Source organism: Serratia sp. BIGb0234, assembly GCF_024809915.1.
GTDB classification, from domain to species: domain Bacteria; phylum Pseudomonadota; class Gammaproteobacteria; order Enterobacterales; family Enterobacteriaceae; genus Serratia; species Serratia liquefaciens.
Window position 1 is genome coordinate 277,969 of the sequence record NZ_JANUEI010000002.1, and the last position, 22,820, is coordinate 300,788.

The following is a 22,820-nucleotide window of genomic DNA, read 5'->3' on the forward strand; positions in this document are numbered from 1 at the left end:
TGGCTTACTGTCAGTGAGATAGAGTTTACGTGAGCCGCACGGCCTGTTCAATTAGTGAACTGCGTAACGTCTCGCAAATTCAATATGTTGCAAGACTTGCGTTTAGCCACGATCAGCTGGGCTTACGCCCCATAGCGCTGAGAAAACGTTGCTGTAACCGCAGCAGCTCCCTCAGTTCAAGAACCCGATAATCAATGCCAAAACGCGGGGCAACCTCTTCAATGATGCGACTCAATGCCGGGTAGTGCCGGTGATTCCAATGGGGAAACAGGTGGTGCGTCAGGTGCAGGTTAGCCCCGCCAAGCCAATACCCCAGCCACGCCGGTGAAGCTTGCCAGTCAAAGGTGGTGGCAAAAACGTGCTGATACCAACCGTGCGCCAACCTTCCCTGTTCTGGGGCCTGATAAAAGTTGGCTTTGGCCCAGTGGGTGCCGACAATCAGCATCACAAACACCAGCGACGACAGCATCTGGCTGAGCAGATAGGTCAGTAACACCGTGCCGACACCGATCGTCGGCGGCGTGAGCCACAGCGGAATGGCCAGCGCCAGGGTAAAATGCGCCAGCTTGCCCAACAGGAAAATCCCCCACCCCTTCCGGCCCTGGAACATCATCTTTGGCGTCATGCGGGTTTTACCGGCACGATCCAACCAGTCGAACAACCAGATGTAATAAGGGAAAGTCAGCGCCGCGACGATCGGCCAATAGTAAGGCTGAAGGCGCATAAACGCCTTGCGGCGCTGGAACGGCGTTTGGCGCAACACCCCGTTGGGTTCAATGTCCGGATCGTAACCTTCGATGTTGTTATAGGCGTGGTGGAAAATGACATGCCGCACTCGCCAGCAGTCGGCATCCAGCCCCAGGGGCATACTGACAAAGAAGTTAAGCCAGTGATTTAACCGTGCGCGTTTGAAAACGGCATTATGCGAGGCGTCGTGTACTACATTCACCGTTAGCATCATGGCGGAAAAAATAAAGCCGACGTAACAGCCGAAATAGGCCCAGAAATGTTGCTGCTGCAGGCTCAGCGCGTAAAAACCGGCGCACAGCAGTATTAGCGCCAACAGCTTGGCGAACATTCTGCCGTCGGCAAAACGGTGATCGCCGCGCGTCGCCAGGTAGGCCTGGCTGGCCCGCATCAGCTCCTGATGGATCTCACTCGCCTCTCGCTGGAACGCCAAAGGCGGCAGCGGTGTGGTATCCGGCATTTTCATTGTGGTGGCTGCCCCATAGCACGTAAAAAACGTTGCTGCTGTCGCAACAATTCACGATAACCGATACAGCGATAATCCATGCCGTGTCGCGCCGCCGTCTCAGCCAATATGGCAGCCAGCGCCGGATAATGGCGATGATTCCAGCCGGGGAACAGATGGTGAGTAAGATGATAATTCAGCCCGCCGGTCAGATGGTGCAAGCTCTTCGGCGAAGTTTCCCAGTCGCAGGCGGTGGCGAAGTTATGCCGATACCAGCCCTGCGGCATCTGGCTGCCTGCCGGCACCGCATAAAATTCGGCTTGCGCCCAGTGCGTGCCCAACAGCAAAAAAACCACCAGTAACGAGGCCAGCATTTGGCTAATCAAATAGGCAATCAGTACCGTTTGCCAGCCGATGCCATTTTGTTGTGCCACCACCAACGGGATCACCAGCACCAGCAACAGGTGACACAATTTCCCGGCAATGAACATCGCCCAGCCCTTGCGCCCCGGCAATACGCCCTTGGTCGCCAACGCTGTTTTGCCCAAACGATCCGACCAATCGAACACCAGCGCAATGTACGGCAACGACAGCGCGGCAATCAGCGGCCAGTAAAGATGTTGATAGCGCATATAAGCCCGCCAACGTTGGAACGGGGTTTGGCGGAAAAAGCCGTTCTCTTCCGTATCCAGATCGTAATGTTCGACGTTGGCATACACATGGTGATAGCTGACGTGCCGGGTTCGCCAGTAATCCGGATCGACGCCCAGCGGCAAAGTCACCAGCCGCCCGGCCAGACGATTGACCCACGGCGTGCGGGCGAAAGCGTTGTGTGAAGCATCGTGATTGACGTTGACGTTGAGCAACATGCCCATCATGACAAAAGCGAAGTAACTCAGCATAAAGGCCAGAGCCTGGTGCTGCATCAAACTGAGCAGGTAGGAGCCAACGCAAAGCAGCAACAAAATCGTGGCCTTGGCCCAACGGGCCGCATCGGCAAACCGGTGATCGTCGCGAGCGCTTAGATAAGCATGCGCCCGTCGTTTCAATTCCCGATGAAACGCCTGTTCCCCCGCAACGGGGAAACTCAGCGGCGGCAAATCAGCCATATGCGGCCTCCTTTTGGCGTCCCCAACCGACCGCGACAGCGCAACCGTGCAACACCATGGCACCGGCTACGCCCCACCAGAGAGCAGACTGCCCATCGGGCACGCTCAATAACCACAGGGGGAATGCCAACGTCACCAACAGCCAAACGCCTACGCCCCAGCGGCGACCTTCAGCCATCCCACCCAAGGCTATCACCCCGGCCGCCAACAACACAAACAACGCCGCCTGCTCGCCGGTCACCCCGCCATACCCGTAACCAAAACGATAAACATAACCCAACACCAGAGCGAACAGTAGCATCGCCCCGCTTACCAGGCAGCCGGCGGAACAGCGGAAATGCCCGCCCTTGCTCGAAGGCTGGAAAGGCAGCTTGAAGTAGCGCATAAACGGCAGGTTACTGGCCCAAAACGGGTTGGCGGAAGATTTGTCGCCACGCACGCCATAGGTAAAGGGCTCCGTCGGCAGCGCCGGGCAAAAGGTGCCAAACAGCTTGTCCCAGAAGATAAAGCTGCCGCCAAAATTCCGGTTGGAATAGGCAAAATCTTTAACGTGGTGCACCCGATGATGCGCCGGTGTCACCAGGATGTGCTCCAGAAAACCGAGTTTTGGGGTCACCGAATTATGGTTAAACAGCTGAATGCTGTAATGCAGGATAGAAACGGTGATGAACACCGACAGCGGGACGCCCGCCAATGCCAACAGCATAAAGAACGGGATCGAAGTCAGTGACGAATACCACGAGTTGCGCACGCCCAGCGACAGATTGAAATGCTCGCCCTGGTGATGCACCACATGCACCGCCCACAGCAGGCGGAAACGGTGGTGTAACCGGTGCAGCCAGTAAAAGCCGAAATCCCACGCCAGTATCGCAAACAGCCACATCAGCACCGGCGGCCAACCGTCCAGCCAGCCTTGATTAAAATGCGTGGCCACGTAGCCGTAGCAGGCTATTTCCAAGCCGCGAAACAGCCACAGCATGATATGCCCGGAGTTGAGGTTGAAAATCACGTCATGCCAATCCACGCTGCCCTTGCGCCGCCACTGTAGCCACAGGGCTTCCCCCAGCACCACCAACAGCATAAACACGATAGGTATCACCAGATCGATCATGACTCTTCCCCCTGCCGTACGCCCCAGCCAATCCCTTGAACTCGCTGGCAGACGTAGCCCACGCCCCATGCCAACGCCGCCCCACTGAGCAAATCCACAAACAGGTGTCGACGCAGTTGCAAGATAGAAAAGGCAATCGCCAGCCCCCAGACGATCAGCAACGCGCTGCGCAGTTTTTTGCGGCTTTCCGCCGCCGCCCACACCGCCAATACCGTCAGGGCGATATGCAGTGAAGGCAGGCAGTTTTGCGACGAATCGACGCTGATCAACCTCGCCAGTAAATCGCCGCTCACCGAATCGGAAGGAACGATCGGGTAGTTCATCGTCGTCGGCCACAGCAGATAAATGGCTCCCGCCAGCAAGGCGCTAAGCTGCATGGTACTTCTGAGCCATTTTAGCCGGTTTAACGGGCAAAGCAGATAGCACAGCGGGATAATCAGGAAAAACGACAGATACAGCCAGATGGCGTGCGGGCTGAACGGAATCGCCCGGTCGACCCAACCTGGCGTCAGCAGGTGGCCGGCACCTTGCCAGCGATCGCTACCGTGGTAGATGACCCCGACAAATCCCCACCCCAGCAGCATCTGCCATAGGCGATAAACAACGAGTTTCATCCGGCCTCCGGCATGCGAACAATGCGGCGGCGCTTGGCATCGAACTGCGGCATGATCGCCTGCGTTTGCAGGCGCCACGCCAGTTGCTCCGTGGCAATACCTTGCTGTTCGAACAGCGCGATCAATTGCCGTTGGCAATTCGCCAACGCCTCCGGGCTGCAATCGGCCCTCAGATGCAGCTCGCTGTCGCCCCGTTGCGTCAGCCGATAATCCGCCACCGCCGGCAACGCATTGGCTATCACGCGGCGACACAGGTCGGCGAAGACCGGCTGCATGGCGCCCTGCCTGGCCGGTAACAGCAGTTGGTCATCGCAGCGTCCTTCGATACGATCCAATGCCATGGTCGCCAGCCCGCAGGGACAGGGCTGTTCGCTCATCAGCAGAATATCGTCCAGCCGATAACGCACTATCGGTTGGGTACGGCGGGTAAAATCGGTAATCAACGGGGTAAAACGCCGCTCGTCGATCCACTGCGGTTCGACATGAATAAACTCTTCATTCAGATGCAAAGTGCCGTGGCTGCAGGTCGCGGCCAAAAAACCTTCGGTGGCTTGATACACTTCTCCCACCTGCGCAAACACCCGCTGCAGGCGCTGGCGATCCTGCGGTTCCAGCACTTCGGCCACTGAAATCACTTTTTTGACGCTGAGCTTGAGTTCACCGCGTTCAACGGCATCAGCCAGGGCGCACAATACCTGGGCCGGGGCCACGATAATCGTCGGCTGTTCACGTTCAATCTGCGGCAAATGTTCTGCAAAGGGAGCGAACAGATCGTAAAACGACAGGCTCAGCCAACGGTTATTGACGCTGTGGTACAGGTTGTTGTCGGCCCGCAGGAACAGCGCGACCTTCTCCCCGGCAAACACCCCCTGCGGCAACATTTTTGCCAGCATGCCCCCGGCCCAAATCTGCTGCTCCTGCGGGCTGACGACGAACACGCCGCGCCGCCCAGAGGTACCGGTAGATAAACCGACGCTGTAGTTGCCCACTTTAGGGCTGAAATCGCGATCGCTTTCGCTGCGTCGGGCACAGGCCAAAAGCGCCTCCAATCGCAGACCGGCGGTGTTCATCCGATCGAAATTGGCCATCATCACCGCCTTGTCCATCGTTGGCCACGCGGTCAGAGGCAATGAACTATAGGGCTGAAAATAGGGACTGTTCGCCAATACGCGCTGGGCAAACCGCTTCAGTTGGCGCGCCTGATAGGCCTCCAGCACCGCCCGTTGGGTAAAGCGCAGTCGCCGTGCGCGCAGATAGTGCCATAGCGTCATCAGCGGGATCATAAATCCCCCTCATGACACAGGCGGATCTCCGCAGCGCCGCCAAGATAGAGCTGGTTGAGCGCGCCCAGGGTGTCGTAATAGCTGCGCGGATTGTCCATGATCAGGTTAGCCAACCGCGAAGGGCCACGCAGTTGCTGATAGTTCAGCGGCGACCAGGCGGCATCGCTGGCCAGCAGCGTCCAACCTGCATCGGTCAGGACAAAGGCCCCAAGGTGCCCGGCGGCGTGCCCCGGCAGCGGCACGATAACAATTTCTCCGCCGCTGCCCGGCAGCACATAGCCCTGTTGGAAGGGGGCCAATGCGGCAGGCAGGCTTTGCTGCGGAAATGCCTCGACGAACTGCAGCGCAGATTCAAAACCTTCCGGGATCAATCCTGGCACAAACGCCCTTTTCAACGCGGCAAAACCGCGCAGCTCTCGGGTTTGCTGCCACCCTTCGCCGGAGCAAATCATCTTCAGGCTGCTGAAGTCTCGCAGACCGGCAATGTGGTCCGCATGAAAGTGCGAAATGATCACCGCCTCGATATCACCTGGGTTCAGCCCCAGACTGCGCAACTGTTCCAACAGTGCCTGCTGCGGACTGAAATAAACCGGCGTCACCTGGCGATAAAGCCGAAAAATGCCGCTGGCGGTGTAATGCTCAAAATGGCTGGCATAACCGGTATCCCACAGCCAGCGGCGCTCGCCGACTTCCAGCAGATAGGCCCGTGAAGGAAATTTACAGGTGCGCATCGCCGAACCGCGCAGTGCCATGCAGCCCAGATGAGTGCAATAACCGATTTCAAAGGTCGTGATATTAGCCATCTGCGCTCATCCCCTGCTGCTTTAACCATTGCGCCGTCAGTTCGATCCCCTGCTCCAGGTTGTAGCGCGGCCGGTAACCCAGCACCTCTATCGCCTGGGTGTTATCCAGCGTCATGTCGAAATAAGCTGCCGCAACGCTATAGCGGGTCAGCATCGGTTCTTTACGGGTGACGTGCGCCAACAGCTCCATCCCCGCCGCAACGCCCGACAATAAGGGATAAGGCACCGCTTTGACGGCGTATTGCCAGCCGAGCTGCCGGTTGAGCAACTGGTGCAACATATCGGCCAGCCGCTGCGGCTGTTGGTTGGTGATATTGAAAATGCTGCCGGACGACAAACCCGGTTGACGGCTGGCGAGATCCATCGCATGCACCACGTTGAGCACAAAGGTAAGGTCCAGATAAGCCGAACCGCCGCCCGGCAAACGCAGCAGGCCTTTATCGCCCTGCAGCTGCGCCAGTATCCTGGGCACAATCACCCGGTCATGAGGGCCGAACAGGCCGCGAGGGCGCAAGATCAGGTAAGTGGTTTGCGGATAATCAGGCAGCAGCGCCGCAATACGTTGCTCGGCAGCAAACTTGCTGGCGGCATAGTGATTGGCAAAGCGTGGGGAAACATCCGCTTCGGTCACGTTGTGACGATGACTGAAATCGAAATAAACCGCCGGCGTCGAAATATGAATGAACCGCTGCACTGCGCAACGTCCGGCGGCATGGGCCAGTTTTTCCGTCACGCAGGTATTGGCTTGATAAAATGCCTGGCGACTCCCCCAGGGAGAAGATTTTGCGGCGCAGTGCCAGACAATATCGTAGCCCGCCATTAACTGCTCACACTGCCCGTCGTCGGCGAGGGTCAGATCCAGCGCGGTAAACTTGGCGCCCCGTGCCGCCAACTGCCGCCCCACGGCGATATCACGCCCGGTGGCATGCACCTGATGCCCGGCGGCCAACAGCCACTCGGCGGCGTTGCGCCCCAGCCCGCTGGTCGCTCCGGTGATCAACACTCTCATGGCAGCAGTACCATGCCGCCCAGCGTTAAACCGGCGGCGGTGCCGATCAGCATCACCGGACGTCCGGCATGCAGCCTGCCGGTGATCGCCGCTTGGTGCAGGGTCGAAGGGATCGAAGCCGCCACCTGATTGCCCCGGTACCGATAGATATCCACCAGGGCCTGCGGGGAAACGTGCAGCCGCTTGCGCATATGTTCCAAAGAGAGATGGCTGGCCTGATGCGGTACCACGGTGGCGATTTGCGCCAGGTTTAGCCCCGCAGCCGACAACAAGCGGCCAAGGAAACTTTCGATCAGCGCCGACGCCTGGCGGAACAGCTGCTTGCCCTTCATATGGAACAGAAAGTCACTGTCGTTCATGCCGGCGCGCGGATTACAGCGCGTCCCCCCGGCCCTGATTTCACACAGATCGCTGCCTTCCGGGTGGGTTTCCATCAGGTAGGACAAAATACCGCTACGCCCGTCACCGCGTTCGACAATGGCACAGGCCGCGCCATCACCGAAGATCAATGAAGACTCTTCGTCTTCCCAGTCGATACCGCGCGAAGCAATATCGGCAGAGACAATGGCAATACGCCGATAAACGCCCGTATTGAGTAACCCCGCCGCCACCTGCAATGCGGAAATAAAGCTCACGCAGCTGGTGTTGATATCAAAACCTGCAATACCCGGCCGCAGTCGTGCCAGTTTAAGAATATGGGCGGCGCTGAAAGGCAATGCCTGCACCGCGATGGCCGAGGCAGAGATCAGCAGATCGATGGAATCTCGCGGGATCGCATGGCGGGCAAGAGCATCATCCAGCGCGGCAACGGCCAGTTCGGCCTGGCTGGCATCATTGTCGGCATGGAAACGATGAATAATGCCCGAACGTTTTTCTACGTAACCGGCCGACTTGTTCAAGCGACGATCCAGCGCCGAGGATTCGACGCACTTCGGCGGCAACGCCACGCCAGTCGCAATAATTTTAAGAGGCAATAAGCTTTGGGAAAGGCTATTTAGGGTCATTATCGTTGTTCAGCCTGTGGTCCATTATTCCGTTGGCCGACTCTCAAGCGCGGTTAATGATTCAAACCCCGCTATCCTCAGCCACACCCTTGTTTGACATCAGTATAAAGAAAAACCTAAGTGGCATTCTTACTGATTGATTCCGTTCATTTAACTGAGCCGATAAATCACGTCTGTTTATCCGGCCACAGCCTAGAGCAAGGTCGAACGGAGATCTACAGGAACTCACTCAGGGGGCGATGAATTAAGAATAGGTGGAAAACAACCGGGGAGCCCAAAAGCGGATAAGACATCGTAAAAATCGTTAAAAACAGGGGGTTTCAGCGCATCCCCGATAGCCTCCGTTGACTCAACTTGCACTATACTCCCTGCGCATCATCTGTTATTAACTGGCCTCGCCAGGGGCCGGCCTCTTGCTCGTCCCTGTCTTTTGGAGAACACACCGTGCAAAAAAACCACGCTCACCGTAAACACCTGACCCGCACCGAGGTCGACCGCCTGTTGCAACAGGCCGCCCTTGGCCGCGCGCCCGAACGTGACAGCTGCCTGATTTGGATGGGTTTCATCCACGGCTGCCGCGTCAGCGAACTTAATAGCCTGCGCATCAACGACCTGGACATGGACAGCGGCAGCCTCTACATGAACCGCCTTAAAAACGGCCTTTCCACCATCCACCCGCTGGAAGCCACCGAGAAAACCCTGCTGGTCCGCTGGCTGGAAAAACGTCAGTCGTACCGCAACCTGGAGGACCAGGAGTGGCTGTTCCTGTCGCAAAAGGGCTACCGCCTGTCACGCCAGCGCATTTACCGCATGCTGCAGGCCTACGGCAAGCAGGCCGGGCTGAGCGTCGCCGCCCATCCCCATATGCTGCGCCATGCCTGTGGCTATGCCCTGGCCGATAACGGCGCCGACACGCGGGTGATTCAAGACTATCTGGGCCACCGCAATATTCAGCATACGGTGCTGTATACCGCCGCCAATGCCGGACGATTTAAACATTTGTGGCCGGAGGAAAAACCAGAGGAAAAACCGGGGAAAAACGAGGAAAAAATGTAACTTTTTGAACCAAACTGACACATAAGCTATTCATCCCCTGAAAAAAAGTCAATATCTGTTTTCCCTTCCTGTGAGTCATACCCTCAAATTACCCAGTATCAATCAGTTACCATGATATTTACCACTCATTCAATTCCCCTAATGAATATTTAAGCACCAGCCCCTGCTGCCTCTTATGTCGACACCACCCCGCCCCCATAGTCAAGACCCGGCCATCTATGCCAAATATTCGACGTTAGTGGTGTTTCATGCTGTCCGTTGAGTGTAATGACGCCACTTACCACATGAAACACTTAATGCAACACTTTGGTTCAAAATGTCTCCTTTTTATCAGGGAAAAACAGGTCGGCCAAACGACAAAAAAGGGAACCCGGTCAATGGGTTAATGGAAACGCTGTGCTGAGTCACAGGCATTAAGGAATTATGCTCATGAAAAAAACATTGTTGGTCACCACCCTGGCTGCTACCACCTTCCTGTCCGCCTCTGCGGCCTTCGCCGCCGACGGCGTCATCAACTTCACCGGCTCCATCACCGCTACCGCCTGCGTGGTCGACATGGGCGGTGCCGCCCTGACGGTGCCGCTGGGTAAAATCAGCGCCACATCCTTCAGCGCCGCCGGCACCACCGCCCCGGCCACCAAATTCACCCTGAAGGTCAAATCCTGCCCGTCAGCCCTGAGCGCCAGCGTCAACTTCGACGGTATCCCCAGCAGCGGCGATGACAAGGTGCTGGCCCTGACCGCCGGCGCCACGGCCACCGGGGTCGGGATCCAAATCTCTGACAAGGACGGCAAAGCGGTGCCTATTCGCGGCCTGTCCGGCAGCTATGCCCTGGCCAAGGGCGACTCAGCGGATGTCACTAAAGACATCACCAACAATCTGGACTTCACCGCCCGCTATATCTCCACCGCCGCCACCGTCGGTCCGGGTACGGCCGACGCCACCACCAACTTCACCATCGTTTACAACTGATTGTTCTGCCAGGGCGGCCCCGGCCGTCCTGGCTTGACCTTCCCCCTTCTGGAGACTCCAGCATGAAATACCGGTTTGCCGCGCTGTGCAGCGGCGTGATGATGGTCAGCAGCCTGGCGCAGGCCGGCGTGGTGGTCGGTGCCACCCGGCTGGTGTACGAGGGGGACAAGAAAGAGTCCTCCCTCAGCGTCAATAACCCGGATGCGATGCCGTACCTCATCCAGTCCTGGGTCGAGCCGCCGGCGGGCCGCACGGAAAAGGCCCCCTTTATCCTCACCCCGCCGCTGTTCCGCCTGGATGCGGGCCGCCAGAACGTGCTGCGCGTGGTGCGCGTCGGCGGGGCCCTGCCCGAGGACCGCGAAAGCCTGTACTGGCTGAATGTCAAAACCATCCCCTCCACCGAGCGGCGCGACAATACCCTGCAAATTGCCGTCAAGACCCGCATCAAGCTGATTTACCGCCCGGCCGGCCTGAAGGGCGTGCCGGAAAGCCAGGCCGACCAGCTGACCTGGCGTCGCCAGGGCACCGGGCTGGCGGTCAACAACCCCACGCCGTTTTACATGAACTTCCAGAGCCTCAAGGTCAACGGCCAGGAGGTGAAGGACGCCACCTATGTCGCGCCGTACAGCACCGCCACCTTCACCCTGCCGGCGGCGGCGGGCAGCGCCGTGAGCTGGCGGGTCATCAATGACTTTGGCGGCCCCGGCACGCTGAAACAGGGCCGGCTGCAAGGGTAAGCGACCGGGAGACCTCACCCACGGGGCGCAGCAGGGCCCAATTAACAAGGAAGTGACGTGAGCAGACAACATCAACGGAATAAACGGAAGGCGGCTGTCCCCCGCCGGCTGGCGCTGCTGATAGCGCTGGCGCTGGCCGGGGTGCTGCCGGCACAGGCCCGGGACTACTTCAACCCGGCGCTGCTGGAGCTGGACGGCCCGCAGCGGGACGTCAGCAGCCTGGCGGCCTTCGAAGAGCACGGCAAACAGCTGCCGGGCGACTATCAGGTCGATATCCTGGTGAACGACCGGCAGGTCGACAGCCGGATGCTGACCTTTACCGCCGGGGCCGACGGCCAGGGGCTGCAACCCTGCCTGAGCCTGGCCGACCTGGCCCACTACGGCGTGCGGGTGGCCCAGTTTCCGGCCCTCGGAGCCCCCGGGGCGGCCTGCACCAACCTGGCGGCCATCCCCCAAGCCGGGGCCCAACTGCGGTTCGACAGCCAGCAGCTGATGCTGAGCATTCCCCAGGCGGCCCTGGCCCAGCCGCCGCGCGGCTACGTGCCACCGTCACAGTGGGACGAGGGCATTCCCGCGCTGATACTCAACTACAGCCTCAGCGGTGACAACAACAATACCCACCACGGCAGCCGTAACAGCCAATACGCCAACCTGCGCCCCGGCCTGAATGCCGGCCCCTGGCGGCTGCGCAACTACACCACCTGGCGCCGCAGCAGCGACGGCCAGGACCGCTGGGATACGGTATACACCTATGCCCAGCGCAACCTGATTGGCCTGCGCAGCCAGCTGACCCTGGGGGACAGCACCGCCCCGGCCGAGGTGTTTGACGGGGTGCCATTTCGCGGCGTGCAGCTGGCCTCCGATGACGAGATGCTGCCCGACAGCCTGCGCGGCTACGCGCCGGTGGTGCGCGGTATCGCCCGCACCAACGCCCAGGTGGTGGTGCGCCAGAACGGCTATGAAATCTACCGCACCTTTGTCGCCCCCGGGGCCTTTGTCATCAACGACATGTACCCCACCGGCGGCAGCGGTGACCTGCAGGTGACCATCAAAGAGGCCGACGGCAGCGAACAGCACCTGGTGGTGCCCTTCGCCTCCCTGCCGGTACTCCAGCGTGAAGGCCGGCTGAAATACAGCCTGACCGGCGGGCAATACCGCAGCTATGACCGCAGCGTGGCGAAAAGCGCCCTGGTGCAGGGCACCGCCATCTACGGCCTGCCGTGGAACACCACCCTGTATGGCGGGGTGCAGGCGGCACAACATTATCAGTCGGCGGCGCTGGGGGTGGGCAACAACCTCGGCGACTGGGGCGCGCTCTCGCTGGATATCACCCAGTCACGCGGCCAGCCCAAGGGCAAGGCCAGTGCCAGCGGCCAGTCCTGGCGGGTGCGCTACAGCAAGAACCTGGTGCAGACCGGCACCAACTTTGCCATCGCCGGGTACCGCTACTCCACCGCCGGGTTTTATTCCCTGAGCGAAGTCCTGGACGGCTGGCGCAGCGGGGCCGCGCCGCTGTGGATGAACGAACGGCGGCGCAACCGGGCCGAGCTGAGCATGAACCAGCAGCTGGGGCAAAACGGCGGCACCCTGTCGTTCAGCGCGGTGCGCGAAGACTACTGGAACAGCGAACGCAGCCTGGCGTCGCTGGGGTTGGGGTACAGCAACGGCTGGCGCGGCATCAGCTACGGCATCAACTGGAGCTATAACCGCAATACCCAGGGGACGACCCGCAGCAACGACCAGCAAATCAGCCTAAACCTCAACGTGCCGCTCAGCCTGTTTGACAACAACAGCGCCTGGGTCAACTACAGCCTGAACAACACCCGGGGCGGGGCCAGCAGCCACAACCTGGGGGTCAGCGGCATGGCGCTGGCGGACAACAACCTGAGCTGGGGCCTGCAGCAAACCTATGGCACGCGCGAGCAGGGTTATGGCGGCAACGCCACTGTCAATTATCGCGGCACCTACGGTGAAATGACCAGCGGTTACGGCTATGACAAAAACACTCGCCGGCTGAATTACGGCCTGAGCGGCAGCCTCGTGGCACACGCCAACGGCATCACGCTGGGCCAACCGCTGGGGGAAACCGCCGTCCTGGTGGCGGCACCGGGGGCGGCGGGGGCGAGAGTCACCAACCAAACCGGGGTGCGCACCGACTGGCGCGGCTATGCGCTGGTGCCGTACCTGTCCGCCTACCGGCGCAGCGAAGTGGCACTCAGCCCGGAGACGCTGCCGGACGAGGTGGACCTGCCGCAGAGCAGCCAGCGGGTGACGCCAACGCGCGGTGCGCTGGTGCGGGCGGACTTCCGGCCACGGGTCGGCGCGCGGGCGTTGATAACCCTGCTGCGGACCAACGGGCAGCCGGTGCCGTTCGGTGCCACGGTGAGCGATGCCGAACCCAACGCAACGCAGGGCAGCATCGTCGGCGACGGCGGCCAGGTGTACCTGAGCGGCCTGAGTCCGCAGGGCCGCCTGCAGGTGAAATGGGGCAATGGCAGTGCTGAACAGTGCCGGGTGGATTACCGGTTGCCCAGCGCACCGCAACCGGGCGGGGTAGTGCAAACCAATGGAGTATGCCAATGAGAGGAAAAATGAAAACGTTACCTGGGAAAAACGGGGCAAAACAAAAAAGGGGGCCAGTCCCGTCCTTGTTAATTCTCTGCATACTGGGGTTAGGGGGAATGAGCAGTACCCGAGTGACAGCCTGCAGCCCGGTTAATGGCTGGAAAGACAAGCAGCAAACCGTCAGTTTTGGCGATGTCATCATCCAACGAGACACGCCTTTAGGCACTGTGCTCGCCAGTAAAATGGTGGCTATCAATACTTCAAGGGAAAATGTAACGGATGGCTATTGTCAGGGGTCAATATTCTCAGTCAATTATACCAATGGCTGGATCCCGCTCAACGGCATTGCCGCCACCAATGTTGCGGGCATCGGAGTCCGGCTCAGTTTTCGGCAAACTCCGCCCCTCACTGACTTGGTGTACATAGCCAACCAAACAGCAGGTCCTAATACTGGCAATGTTTGGTACGTAACGCAGGTTATCTGGCTGATTGAGTTAATTAAAACTGGGCCAACATCATCCGGTCATTTGACAACAGGCACCTGGGCTAAGGTCAGCGTTACCCCCGCCGCCGAGGCCCCCTGGACGGCTACTAGCCTGACAGCAACGGGGGTCAATAACATCACCTCCGTCGCCTGCTCCCTCAACAGCACCAGCATCAATGTTCCGCTGGGCGACGTTCTTGACATCAAATTCACCGCTATCGGCACCACCGTCGGCGACAAAAGCTTCGATGTCGGCCTGACCTGCGATAAAGACGCCAGAATCAACGTTGCCCTGGCCGGCACCCAGAACAGCGACACCACCGACACCAGCGTGCTGGCCCTGACCAACACCGGGCAAGCCGGCACCGCAGGCGGCATGGGCGTACAGCTGCTGTACGGCGGCACCCCGCTGAAAATCAACAACAATATTGTGCTGAAAACCACCCCTGGCGGCCAGGAAACCCTGCAGTTCACCGCGCGCTATTACCAGACCAATAAAGTGGTGACGCCCGGCAAAGCCAACAGCAGCGCCACCCTGAATATCACCTATCAATAATGGTGCGTCTAGCGTATGGAACCCAAGGAAATGGATATGCCTAACATGATGAGTAACACCCTGCTCTGGCTGGGGCTGACCGGCCTGCTGATATCCCCGCTGACGCAGGCCGATTCCGTGGCGGTCAATATCAGCGGCAACGTCGTTGCCAGCTCCTGTACCGTGAAAAGCGGCAGCTCATTCAGCGTGCTGTTACCGGATATTGATGTGCTTAAATTAGCAAAAAATGGCGACACCAGCCCGTTTGTGGATTTTGACCTGGAACTGGAAGGTTGCTCGGCGGGTGTCACCAAAGTCACCGCCACCTATGGCGGCGAGGTTTCGCCCTTGTCAGCAAACAGTTTCAAAAATACCGGCAGCGCGACCCAGGTGGTTCTCTACCTGCTAGATAGCGCCGGTGTCGAGATTAGGCCTAACGCCACCCGGCAAGTAGCCGTCGATAGCGTGGCGCGCACCGCAAAATTTTCCCAGAAGGTTCAGATTTACGCTATAGGCGCGTCGACGCCCGGCACCGTCAGCGGCAATATCATCGTGTCCTTCACCTACCAATAATTCAGTTGCAAGGAGCTATCCGATGAAAACCCGCATTATTACGCTGGCGTTGCTCAGCGCTGTCTGGGGGCCATCGTTGCCGGCCGCAGAAGTCACCATCAGCGGCAGAATCACGGCCATGCCGTGCACGGTGGATGCCAGCGTCAACCAGACGCTGGATTTGGGTAAGGTTCAACGGCGAGATCTGCAGCAGGCCGGCACCGGTAGCCCCTGGAAGCCCTTCAGCCTGACGCTGAGCAGTTGCCCCCCCAGCACCAGCACGGCCACCGTGACTTTCACCGGCACGCCAGACAGCGCTGACAGTAACGCCTTTATCAGCAGCGGAACCGCAACCGGCGTGGCCTTGCAGCTCAGTAAGGCCGACGGCAGCCTGATACTGGCCAATAACGCCAGCCTGTCCATGACTATCGACAGCGCCCGCAAAGCGGCGTTTCCACTGGCCGCGCGGATCTACAGCCCCAAGGGCCTGAGCGGCAGCGGCACATTCAGCAGCGTTGTGCAGGTCAACCTGAGCTATCAATAATCCCATCAGCCATAAAAAAGCCCATCGGTGAAGTTCATTTCGCCAGATGGGCTTTTTTTCAGGGCCAATTGCCTTTAGCGGCGGTTACGCACCAATTGGTAGCGACGGGTCAGGTATTCCACCGGCACGCTCCAGATATGCACCAGGCGGCAGAACGGGAACAGCACGAACAGCGTCATGCCCAGCACCATATGCAATTTGAAAATCAACGCAACGCCGGTCAAATGCTGTGACGCCCCGGCGTGGAAGGTCACCACCGCCTGCGCCCAGGCCACCAGCTTCATCATCTCGCTGCCGTCCATATGCTGGGCGGAGAACGGAATGGTCAGCAGCCCCAGACACACCTGCACCACCAACAGCGTCAGGATCATGATGTCGGCAAAGCTGCTGGTGGCCCGCACTCGTGGGTTGGTCAGGCGGCGTTTCAGCAACAGCGCCCCGCCCACCAGCGTCATCACGCCGCAGGCACCGCCGGCGATCATCGCCAGTTTCTGTTTCACGTCGATCGGCAGGAAGGCTTCATACATCCAGTGCGGCGTCAGCATGCCGAGGAAGTGCCCGGCGAAAATACCCAAAATACCGATATGGAACAGGTTGGAAGCCAACCGCATGCCCCTTTTATCCAGCATTTGGCTGGAGCCGGCACGCCAGCTGTACTGCCCGTAATCGTAACGCAACCAGCTGCCTATCAGGAAAATCGCTCCCGCCAGATAGGGGTAAATATCGAAGAAGAATTGATTTAAAAATTGCATGATTAGCGTCCTTTGGTTCCGGTTAGCGCATCCGTCAGGTCCAGGTACTGTGGCGCCACCGCGCCGGCAAAACGCCGCTGATGCGCCGTTTGCTGTGCCGAAGCGCAGCCTTGCTCACCGGGACCGCCCTGGGAAGTGAATCGTATCTGCTCCTCTTCCCAGACCGCGTCCAGCGCCTGCGGCGTGTCGTCCCTGGCTTCTCCCGCCACCTGGCTTTCCAGGCTGGCGCTTTTCACCTCGGTACCGGACAGCGTCAGCAACAGGTCAAACAAAACCGCATACGGGCTTTCTCTCTGCTGCAACCGGGCTCCCAACAGCGCCAGGATCGGCGCGATGTCCTGCAAGCCACCGCGCGCCTCCGCCGGGCTGCGGCTGGCCAGGTATTCCAGATACAGCGGCAGGAAATCCGGCAGTTCACGGCTGTCGATCTCCAGCCCCGCTTCACGGTATTGCGCCATCAAATCGACCATCGCCTGGCCGCGATCGCGTGATTCGCCATGCACGTGCTCAAACAGCAGCAGCGAGGTGGCGCGACCACGGTCAAACAGTTCGCAGTATTCGGCCTGCACGTCCAGCAACGGGCGAGCGCAAAATCGACGAATAAACAAGATCAACTGCGCGCTGTGGTGCAAATCCAGTTCGCTGGCCGGCTCCAGTGCCTCTACCAGCGCCTGCTGATGGTCAAATAACGCCTGCTCAGGATAATCCAGCAGGCGGGCAATCACTTTCAGGCTGATCATGAGGCATCCTCCTGACGGGCGGTTTTTTGCGTCACATCGATGGCGTCAATACGGCGGCTGTTGAATAGATTGAATTTACCGTCGCTGCCGTGGCAGCCGTCACCAAAGCTGAAGCCGCAGCCTTTGCTTTCCGGGAAAGCCTCACGCGCCAGTTCGCGGTGGCTGGACGGGATCACAAAGCGATCTTCATAGTTGGCGATCGCCAGATAACGGTACATCTCCTGCGCCTGCGCTTCGCTCAACCCCACCTGCTCCAGGGCACTGGTGTCCAGCACACCGTCAACGGTTTCCGCCCGTTTGTAGTGGCGCATCGCCAGCATGCGTTTAAGCGCCAACAGCACCGGCGCGGTATCCCCGGCGGTCAGCAAGTTGGCCAGATATTGCACCGGAATACGCAGGCTCTCCACGTCCGGCAATACGCCGTTGTGTGCCAGCTCACCGGCATCGGCGGCGGATTGGATCGGTGACAGTGGTGGCACGTACCACACCATCGGCAGCGTGCGGTATTCCGGGTGCAGCGGCAGTGCCAACTTCCAGTCCATCGCCATTTTATACACCGGTGACTGCTGTGCGGCCTCGATAACCCCTTGTGGAATGCCATCCTGCAACGCCTGGGCAATCACCGCCGGGTCGTGCGGATCCAGGAAGATATCCAACTGGCGCTGATAGAGGTCTTGTTCGTTTTCGGCGGCGGCGGCCTGCTCAATGCGGTCGGCGTCATACAGCAACACGCCAAGATAGCGAATACGGCCAACGCAGGTTTCCGAACACACCGTCGGCTGGCCGGATTCGATACGCGGGTAGCAGAAGATACACTTCTCGGACTTGCCGCTCTTCCAGTTGAAATAGATTTTCTTGTACGGACAGCCGGTCAGGCACATGCGCCAGCCGCGGCATTTATCCTGATCGATCAGCACAATGCCGTCTTCGCCACGCTTGTAGATGGCACCGCTTGGGCAAGTGGCGACACAGGCCGGGTTAAGGCAGTGTTCGCACAGGCGCGGCAAATACATCATGAAGGTGTTTTCGAACTGGCCGTACATCGCCTTCTGCATGTTGTCGAAGTTTTTGTCCTGCGAGCGTTTTTCGAATTCACCGCCGAGGATCTCTTCCCAGTTCGGGCCGCTTTCTATCTTCTTCATGCGCTGGCCGGTGATCAGCGAGCGCGGACGAGCGATCGGCTGATGTTTCCCCTGCGGCGCGGTATGCAGGTTCTGATAGTCGTAGTCGAAAGGCTCGTAATAGTCGTCCAGCGCCGGTACGTCCGGGTTGGCGAAAATCTTCGACAACAGGCCGACGCGGCTGCCCATGCGCGGTTCCAGCTTGCCGTTGATTTTACGGATCCAACCGCCCTGCCATTTTTCCTGATCTTCCCAGGCGTGCGGGTAACCGACGCCGGGTTTGCTTTCAACGTTGTTGAACCAGGCGTACTCCATACCCTCGCGGCTGGTCCAGACGTTCTTGCAGGTCACCGAACAGGTATGGCAACCGATGCATTTGTCCAGGTTCAGCACCATGCCGACTTGTGAACGAATTTTCATTTTGCTTTCTCCTGCTGGCTGCCCTGCGAGTCGTCGTTGCCTTCACCGTCTAACCAATCGATGCGGTTCATTTTGCGTACCACCACAAACTCGTCGCGGTTGGAGCCGACGGTGCCGTAATAGTTGAAACCGTAGGCCAGCTGCGCGTAGCCGCCGATCATATGGGTCGGTTTCGGGCAGACGCGGGTCACCGAGTTGTGAATACCACCGCGCTGGCTGGTGATTTCCGAACCGGGGATATTCACGATACGTTCCTGCGCGTGGTACATCATGGTCATGCCTGCCGGAATACGCTGGCTGACCACCGCCCGTGCGGTCAGTGCGCCGTTGGCGTTAAAGGCCTCGATCCAGTCGTTGTCCTCAATGCCCAGCTCTTTGGCATCGTCTTCACTCATCCAGACAATCGGCCCGCCGCGCGACAGGGTCAGCATCAACAGGTTGTCGCTGTAGGTGGAGTGGATACCCCACTTTTGGTGCGGCGTCAGGAAGTTCAACGCCTTCTCCCTGTTGCCGTTCGGCTTCTGGTTCAGCAACGGCTGCGCGGCGCGAGTATCGATCGGCGGACGGTACACCAACAAACTCTCGCCAAAGGCGCGCATCCACTCGTGGTCCTGATACAGCTGCTGGCGGCCGCTGATGGTGCGCCATGGGATCAGCTCATGCACGTTGGTATAACAGGCGTTATACGACACATGTTCGTCTTCCAACCCTGACCAGGTAGGGCTGGAAATGATTTTGCGCGGCTGGGCCTGAATATCACGGAAGCGAATTTTTTCGTCTTCCTTGTTCAGCGCCAGGTGGCGGTGATCGCGACCGGTCATTTTACCCAGCGCGTCCCACGCCTTGACCGCCACCTGCCCGTTGGTTTCCGGCGCTAACGCCAGGATCACTTCGGCCGCATCGATAGCGCTTTCAATCTTCGGCCTGCCCACTGCCGGGCCGGCGGTTTTCACGTAGTTGAGTTTTTTCAGGAAGTCGACTTCGTCCTGGGTGTTCCAGCCGATGCCTTTACCGCCGTTGCCCAGCTTATCCAGCAGCGGCCCCAGCGAAGTGAAACGCTCATAGGTGGCCGGATAATCGCGTTCTACCGCCATAATATGCGGCGCGGTTTTGCCCGGGATCAGGTCACATTCGCCTTTTTTCCAGTCTTTGACGCCGTAAGGCTGCGCCAGCTCTGCGACAGAGTCATGCTGGATCGGCAGCGTCACCACGTCGGTTTCCTGCCCCAAATGCCCGATGCAGACTTCGGAGAAGGCTTTGGCAATGCCCTTGTAGATTTCCCAGTCGCTCTTCGAGTCCCAGGCCGGATCGACTGCCGCCGACAGCGGGTGAATAAACGGATGCATATCCGAAGTATTCATGTCGTCTTTTTCGTACCAGGTGGCGGTCGGCAGCACGATGTCGGAGTACAGGCAGGTGCTGGACATACGGAAATCGAGGGTCACCACCAGATCCAGCTTGCCTTCACCGCCGTTTTCCAGCCATTCCACTTCCTGCGGTTTGGCACCGCCCTGTTGGCCCAGATCCTTGCCCTGAATGCCGTTTTCGGTGCCCAACAGGTATTTGAGCATGTACTCATGGCCCTTGCCGGAGGAACCCAGCAGGTTGGAGCGCCAAACGAACAGGTTACGCGGGAAGTTCTGCGGGTTGTCCGGCTGCTCGGCGGCAAAGCCCAACGTCCCTTTTTTCAAGGCATCGACGGTGTAATCCACCGGCGATTGTCCTGCGGCTTGTGCCTGCGCCGCAATATGCAGCGGGTTAGTGCCCAGCTGTGGTGCGGACGGCAACCAGCCCATGCGCTCGGCACGCACGTTGAGATCGATCAGGCTACCGCCAAAGCGTGATTTGTCCGCCATCGGCGACAACAGCTCTTCGGTGCCTACGGTTTCGTAGCGCCACTGGCTGGAATGGTTGTAGAAGAACGAGGTGCTGTTCATATGACGCGGCGGACGTTGCCAGTCGAGGCCAAACGCCAGCGGCAGCCAGCCGGTCTGCGGCCGCAGCTTTTCCTGGCCGACGTAGTGCGCCCAGCCGCCACCGCTCTGGCCGACGCAGCCGCAGAAGATCAACATGTTGATCAGCCCACGGTAGGTCATGTCCATGTGGTACCAGTGGTTGACACCGGCACCGACGATAATCATCGAACGACCATGGGTTTTTTCGGCATTGTCGGCAAATTCGCGCGCAATGCGGATGATGTTGTGGCGGGAAACGCCGGTGATTTGCTCGGCCCAGGCCGGGGTATAGGCTTTGATATCGTCGTAGCCGGTGGCACAGTTGGCGTCGTTCAGGCCGCGCTCGAGGCCGTAGTTGGCCAGGGTCAAATCATACACGCTGGTCACCAGCGCTTCGCTGCCGTCCGCCAGACGCAGGCGTTTGACCGGCAGTTTGTGCAGCAGGATCTCGTCCAGCGCCACGCTGTTGAAGTTCCCGCCCTCGGCAGCGCCGCTTTTGATGCCGCCAAAGTAAGGGAAACCCACCTCGGCCACGTCGTCATGTGCGCCCAGCAGGCTGAGTTGCAACTCTACTTCCTGCGCGTCTTGGCCGGCGCGTTGTTCCAGGTTCCATTTGCCCTGTTCGCCCCAGCGGAAACCGATCGACCCCTGCGGAGCAACCAGCTCGCCGCTGCGTTGATCAATGGCAACGGTTTTCCATTCAGGGTTATTTTCTTCCCCCAGGCCGTCAACCAAATCGGCGGCGCGCAGCAGACGACCGGCGGCGTAATGCCCTTCTTCGCGCGGCTCCAATATGACCAGCATCGGCATGTCGGTATAACGACGCACGTAATCGCGGAAATAACCCACCTCACGATCCAGGTGGAACTCTTTCAGCATTACGTGGCCCATCGCCAGCGCCATCGCGCTGTCGGTGCCCTGCTTCGGATTCAGCCACTGGTCGCACAGCTTGGCGACTTCGGCGTAGTCCGGCGTGACCGCCACGGTCTTGGTGCCTTTGTAACGGACTTCAGTGAAGAAGTGCGCGTCCGGGGTGCGCGTCTGAGGCACGTTGGAACCCCAGGCGATGATGTAGGAAGAGTTATACCAGTCGGCGGATTCCGGCACGTCGGTCTGTTCGCCCCAGGTCATTGGCGAGGCCGGCGGCAAGTCACAATACCAGTCGTAGAAGCTCAGGCAGGTGCCGCCAATCAGCGACAGATAACGGGCGCCGGCGGCGTAAGACACCATCGACATTGCCGGGATTGGCGAGAAGCCGATGATGCGATCCGGACCGAAGGTTTTGGCGGTGTAGACGTTGGAAGCGGCGATCAGCTCGTTAACCTCCTGCCAGCTGGAACGCACAAAACCGCCGCGCCCACGCGCCACTTTGTAGCTTTTGGCTTTTTCAGGATCGCTGACGATCGAACCCCAGGCATCGACGGGATCGCTGTGCAACGCCTTGGCTTCGCGCCACAGTTTGATCAGGCGTTTGCGCATCAACGGGTATTTCAGGCGGTTGGCGCTGTACAGATACCAGGAATAGCTGGCGCCACGTGGGCAACCGCGCGGTTCATGGTTTGGCAGATCGGGACGGGTACGTGGGTAATCGGTCTGCTGGGTTTCCCAGGTGACCAGGCCGTTTTTCACATAAATTTTCCAGCTGCAGGAGCCGGTGCAGTTGACCCCATGGGTGGAGCGCACAATCTTGTCATGCTGCCAACGGCTACGGTAGCCGTCTTCCCAGTCGCGGTTGGTGTTCAACGTCTGGCCATGATCGCCAGAAAAGGGTTCCGCCAACTGCTTAAAATAGCGGAATCGGTCTAGAAACTTGCTCATCCGGAATTCTCCTGAGGGCTTTTTAATATTTTTTACCCTATGGATTTCAAGTCGCAGCCAGGTGGCCAGTTCGCTCATCTCCAGGCGCTTACTCAAGTAAGTAACTGGAGTGAGCTAACGCAGGTAACAACGCTGCGGCTTGAAATACGGCGGGTAATGACGTTGCTCAATCTGCCGCCAGCCTACTGAGGCCAGAAGTTGGGCAAATTGATTGCGATCAAGAGAACGGGGGGAGAATAACGGCGGCAACGGCAAGCCTACCCCTAAAGTATCAGTGCGTGAAATTGATTTAATTAATTGAAAATAAGATAGAAATTATGAGATGGAACTTCTATGACGGGATGTGCTGAGCGGGGCGAGGTATTTGGGGGTAGAAACGGGCTGATGCCCGCTTCAGACTGCTGACAAACCAGCGAAAGGGCTAAACCGGTAGGGGCCGAACAT

General features: G+C 59.1%; 19 protein-coding genes. 7 read left to right on the forward strand and 12 right to left on the reverse strand.

The genetic code is table 11. The features are described from left to right. Positions 1 to 112 precede the first annotated feature (112 nt). Genes M2407_RS08360 through M2407_RS08395 form a run of 8 tightly spaced genes read right to left on the reverse strand, consistent with a single transcriptional unit; the run spans position 113 to position 8,125 of the window. Positions 113 to 1,207: an acyl-CoA desaturase gene (locus M2407_RS08360; protein WP_115060999.1), complete on the reverse strand. Its 1,095-nt coding sequence runs from the start codon at positions 1,205 to 1,207 to the stop codon at positions 113 to 115. Positions 1,208 to 1,209: 2 nt separating this feature from the next. Beyond that, entirely contained in the window at positions 1,210 to 2,301 is a 1,092-nt protein-coding gene (locus tag M2407_RS08365) for an acyl-CoA desaturase (protein ID WP_259217581.1), read from the reverse strand. Beyond that, positions 2,294 to 3,412 (reverse strand): sterol desaturase family protein, encoded by a 1,119-nt coding sequence (locus tag M2407_RS08370; RefSeq protein WP_259217582.1) that lies wholly within the window; start codon positions 3,410 to 3,412, stop codon positions 2,294 to 2,296. The genes M2407_RS08365 and M2407_RS08370 overlap by 8 nt, the downstream gene beginning before the upstream one ends. Next, positions 3,409 to 4,026 (reverse strand): phosphatase PAP2 family protein, encoded by a 618-nt coding sequence (locus M2407_RS08375; RefSeq protein ID WP_020827430.1) that lies wholly within the window; start codon positions 4,024 to 4,026, stop codon positions 3,409 to 3,411. The genes M2407_RS08370 and M2407_RS08375 overlap by 4 nt, the downstream gene beginning before the upstream one ends. Further along, positions 4,023 to 5,309, reverse strand: coding sequence for a F390 synthetase-related protein (locus M2407_RS08380; protein ID WP_259217583.1), 1,287 nt, complete (start codon positions 5,307 to 5,309; stop codon positions 4,023 to 4,025). Before M2407_RS08380 ends, M2407_RS08375 begins: the two co-directional genes overlap by 4 nt. Next, positions 5,306 to 6,112 carry an MBL fold metallo-hydrolase gene (locus M2407_RS08385; protein ID WP_129940753.1) on the reverse strand — a complete coding sequence of 269 codons (807 nt, stop codon included), beginning with the start codon at positions 6,110 to 6,112 and terminating at the stop codon, positions 5,306 to 5,308. The genes M2407_RS08380 and M2407_RS08385 overlap by 4 nt, the downstream gene beginning before the upstream one ends. Next, a complete protein-coding gene (locus M2407_RS08390; RefSeq protein ID WP_259217584.1) occupies positions 6,105 to 7,121 on the reverse strand; it encodes an NAD(P)-dependent oxidoreductase in 1,017 nt (338 codons plus the stop codon). Before M2407_RS08390 ends, M2407_RS08385 begins: the two co-directional genes overlap by 8 nt. Beyond that, entirely contained in the window at positions 7,118 to 8,125 is a 1,008-nt protein-coding gene (locus M2407_RS08395) for a 3-oxoacyl-[acyl-carrier-protein] synthase III C-terminal domain-containing protein (protein ID WP_217331356.1), read from the reverse strand. The genes M2407_RS08390 and M2407_RS08395 overlap by 4 nt, the downstream gene beginning before the upstream one ends. A 444-nt stretch (positions 8,126 to 8,569) precedes the next feature. Between M2407_RS08395 and M2407_RS08400 the strand changes: the two genes are divergently transcribed. From M2407_RS08400 to M2407_RS08430, 7 genes are all read left to right on the forward strand, one after another. Continuing rightward, positions 8,570 to 9,181 carry a tyrosine-type DNA invertase gene (locus tag M2407_RS08400; protein WP_259217588.1) on the forward strand — a complete coding sequence of 204 codons (612 nt, stop codon included), beginning with the start codon at positions 8,570 to 8,572 and terminating at the stop codon, positions 9,179 to 9,181. 429 nt (positions 9,182 to 9,610) lie between these two features. Beyond that, positions 9,611 to 10,153 (forward strand): fimbrial protein, encoded by a 543-nt coding sequence (locus M2407_RS08405; RefSeq protein ID WP_259217589.1) that lies wholly within the window; start codon positions 9,611 to 9,613, stop codon positions 10,151 to 10,153. Positions 10,154 to 10,215: 62 nt separating this feature from the next. Next, positions 10,216 to 10,890, forward strand: a complete 675-nt coding sequence (locus tag M2407_RS08410; protein ID WP_259217590.1) for a molecular chaperone — start codon at positions 10,216 to 10,218, stop codon at positions 10,888 to 10,890. A gap of 57 nt (positions 10,891 to 10,947) precedes the next feature. Beyond that, positions 10,948 to 13,473, forward strand: a complete 2,526-nt coding sequence (locus M2407_RS08415; RefSeq protein WP_259217591.1) for a fimbria/pilus outer membrane usher protein — start codon at positions 10,948 to 10,950, stop codon at positions 13,471 to 13,473. 98 nt (positions 13,474 to 13,571) lie between these two features. Then, a complete protein-coding gene (locus tag M2407_RS08420) occupies positions 13,572 to 14,495 on the forward strand; it encodes a fimbrial protein (RefSeq protein ID WP_259217592.1) in 924 nt (307 codons plus the stop codon). A gap of 36 nt (positions 14,496 to 14,531) precedes the next feature. Next, complete coding sequence (locus M2407_RS08425) at positions 14,532 to 15,047, forward strand: fimbrial protein (RefSeq protein ID WP_259217593.1); 516 nt, start codon at positions 14,532 to 14,534, stop codon at positions 15,045 to 15,047. 22 nt (positions 15,048 to 15,069) lie between these two features. Then, positions 15,070 to 15,570: a fimbrial protein gene (locus tag M2407_RS08430; protein ID WP_259217594.1), complete on the forward strand. Its 501-nt coding sequence runs from the start codon at positions 15,070 to 15,072 to the stop codon at positions 15,568 to 15,570. Between the two features lie 74 nt (positions 15,571 to 15,644). Here the strand turns inward: M2407_RS08430 and narI are convergent, their stop codons facing one another. The 4 genes from narI to M2407_RS08450 are packed head-to-tail and all read right to left on the reverse strand — an operon-like array spanning position 15,645 to position 22,376. Continuing rightward, positions 15,645 to 16,322, reverse strand: a complete 678-nt coding sequence (gene narI / locus M2407_RS08435; RefSeq protein ID WP_020827435.1) for a respiratory nitrate reductase subunit gamma — start codon at positions 16,320 to 16,322, stop codon at positions 15,645 to 15,647. 2 nt (positions 16,323 to 16,324) lie between these two features. Beyond that, positions 16,325 to 17,062 (reverse strand): nitrate reductase molybdenum cofactor assembly chaperone, encoded by a 738-nt coding sequence (gene narJ, locus M2407_RS08440; RefSeq protein WP_187961563.1) that lies wholly within the window; start codon positions 17,060 to 17,062, stop codon positions 16,325 to 16,327. Next, on the reverse strand, positions 17,059 to 18,603 hold the full coding sequence (narH, locus tag M2407_RS08445; protein WP_259217596.1) for a nitrate reductase subunit beta: 1,545 nt from the start codon (positions 18,601 to 18,603) through the stop codon (positions 17,059 to 17,061). The genes narJ and narH overlap by 4 nt, the downstream gene beginning before the upstream one ends. After that, positions 18,600 to 22,376, reverse strand: a complete 3,777-nt coding sequence (locus M2407_RS08450) for a nitrate reductase subunit alpha (RefSeq protein WP_259217597.1) — start codon at positions 22,374 to 22,376, stop codon at positions 18,600 to 18,602. The genes narH and M2407_RS08450 overlap by 4 nt, the downstream gene beginning before the upstream one ends. Positions 22,377 to 22,820 lie beyond the last annotated feature (444 nt).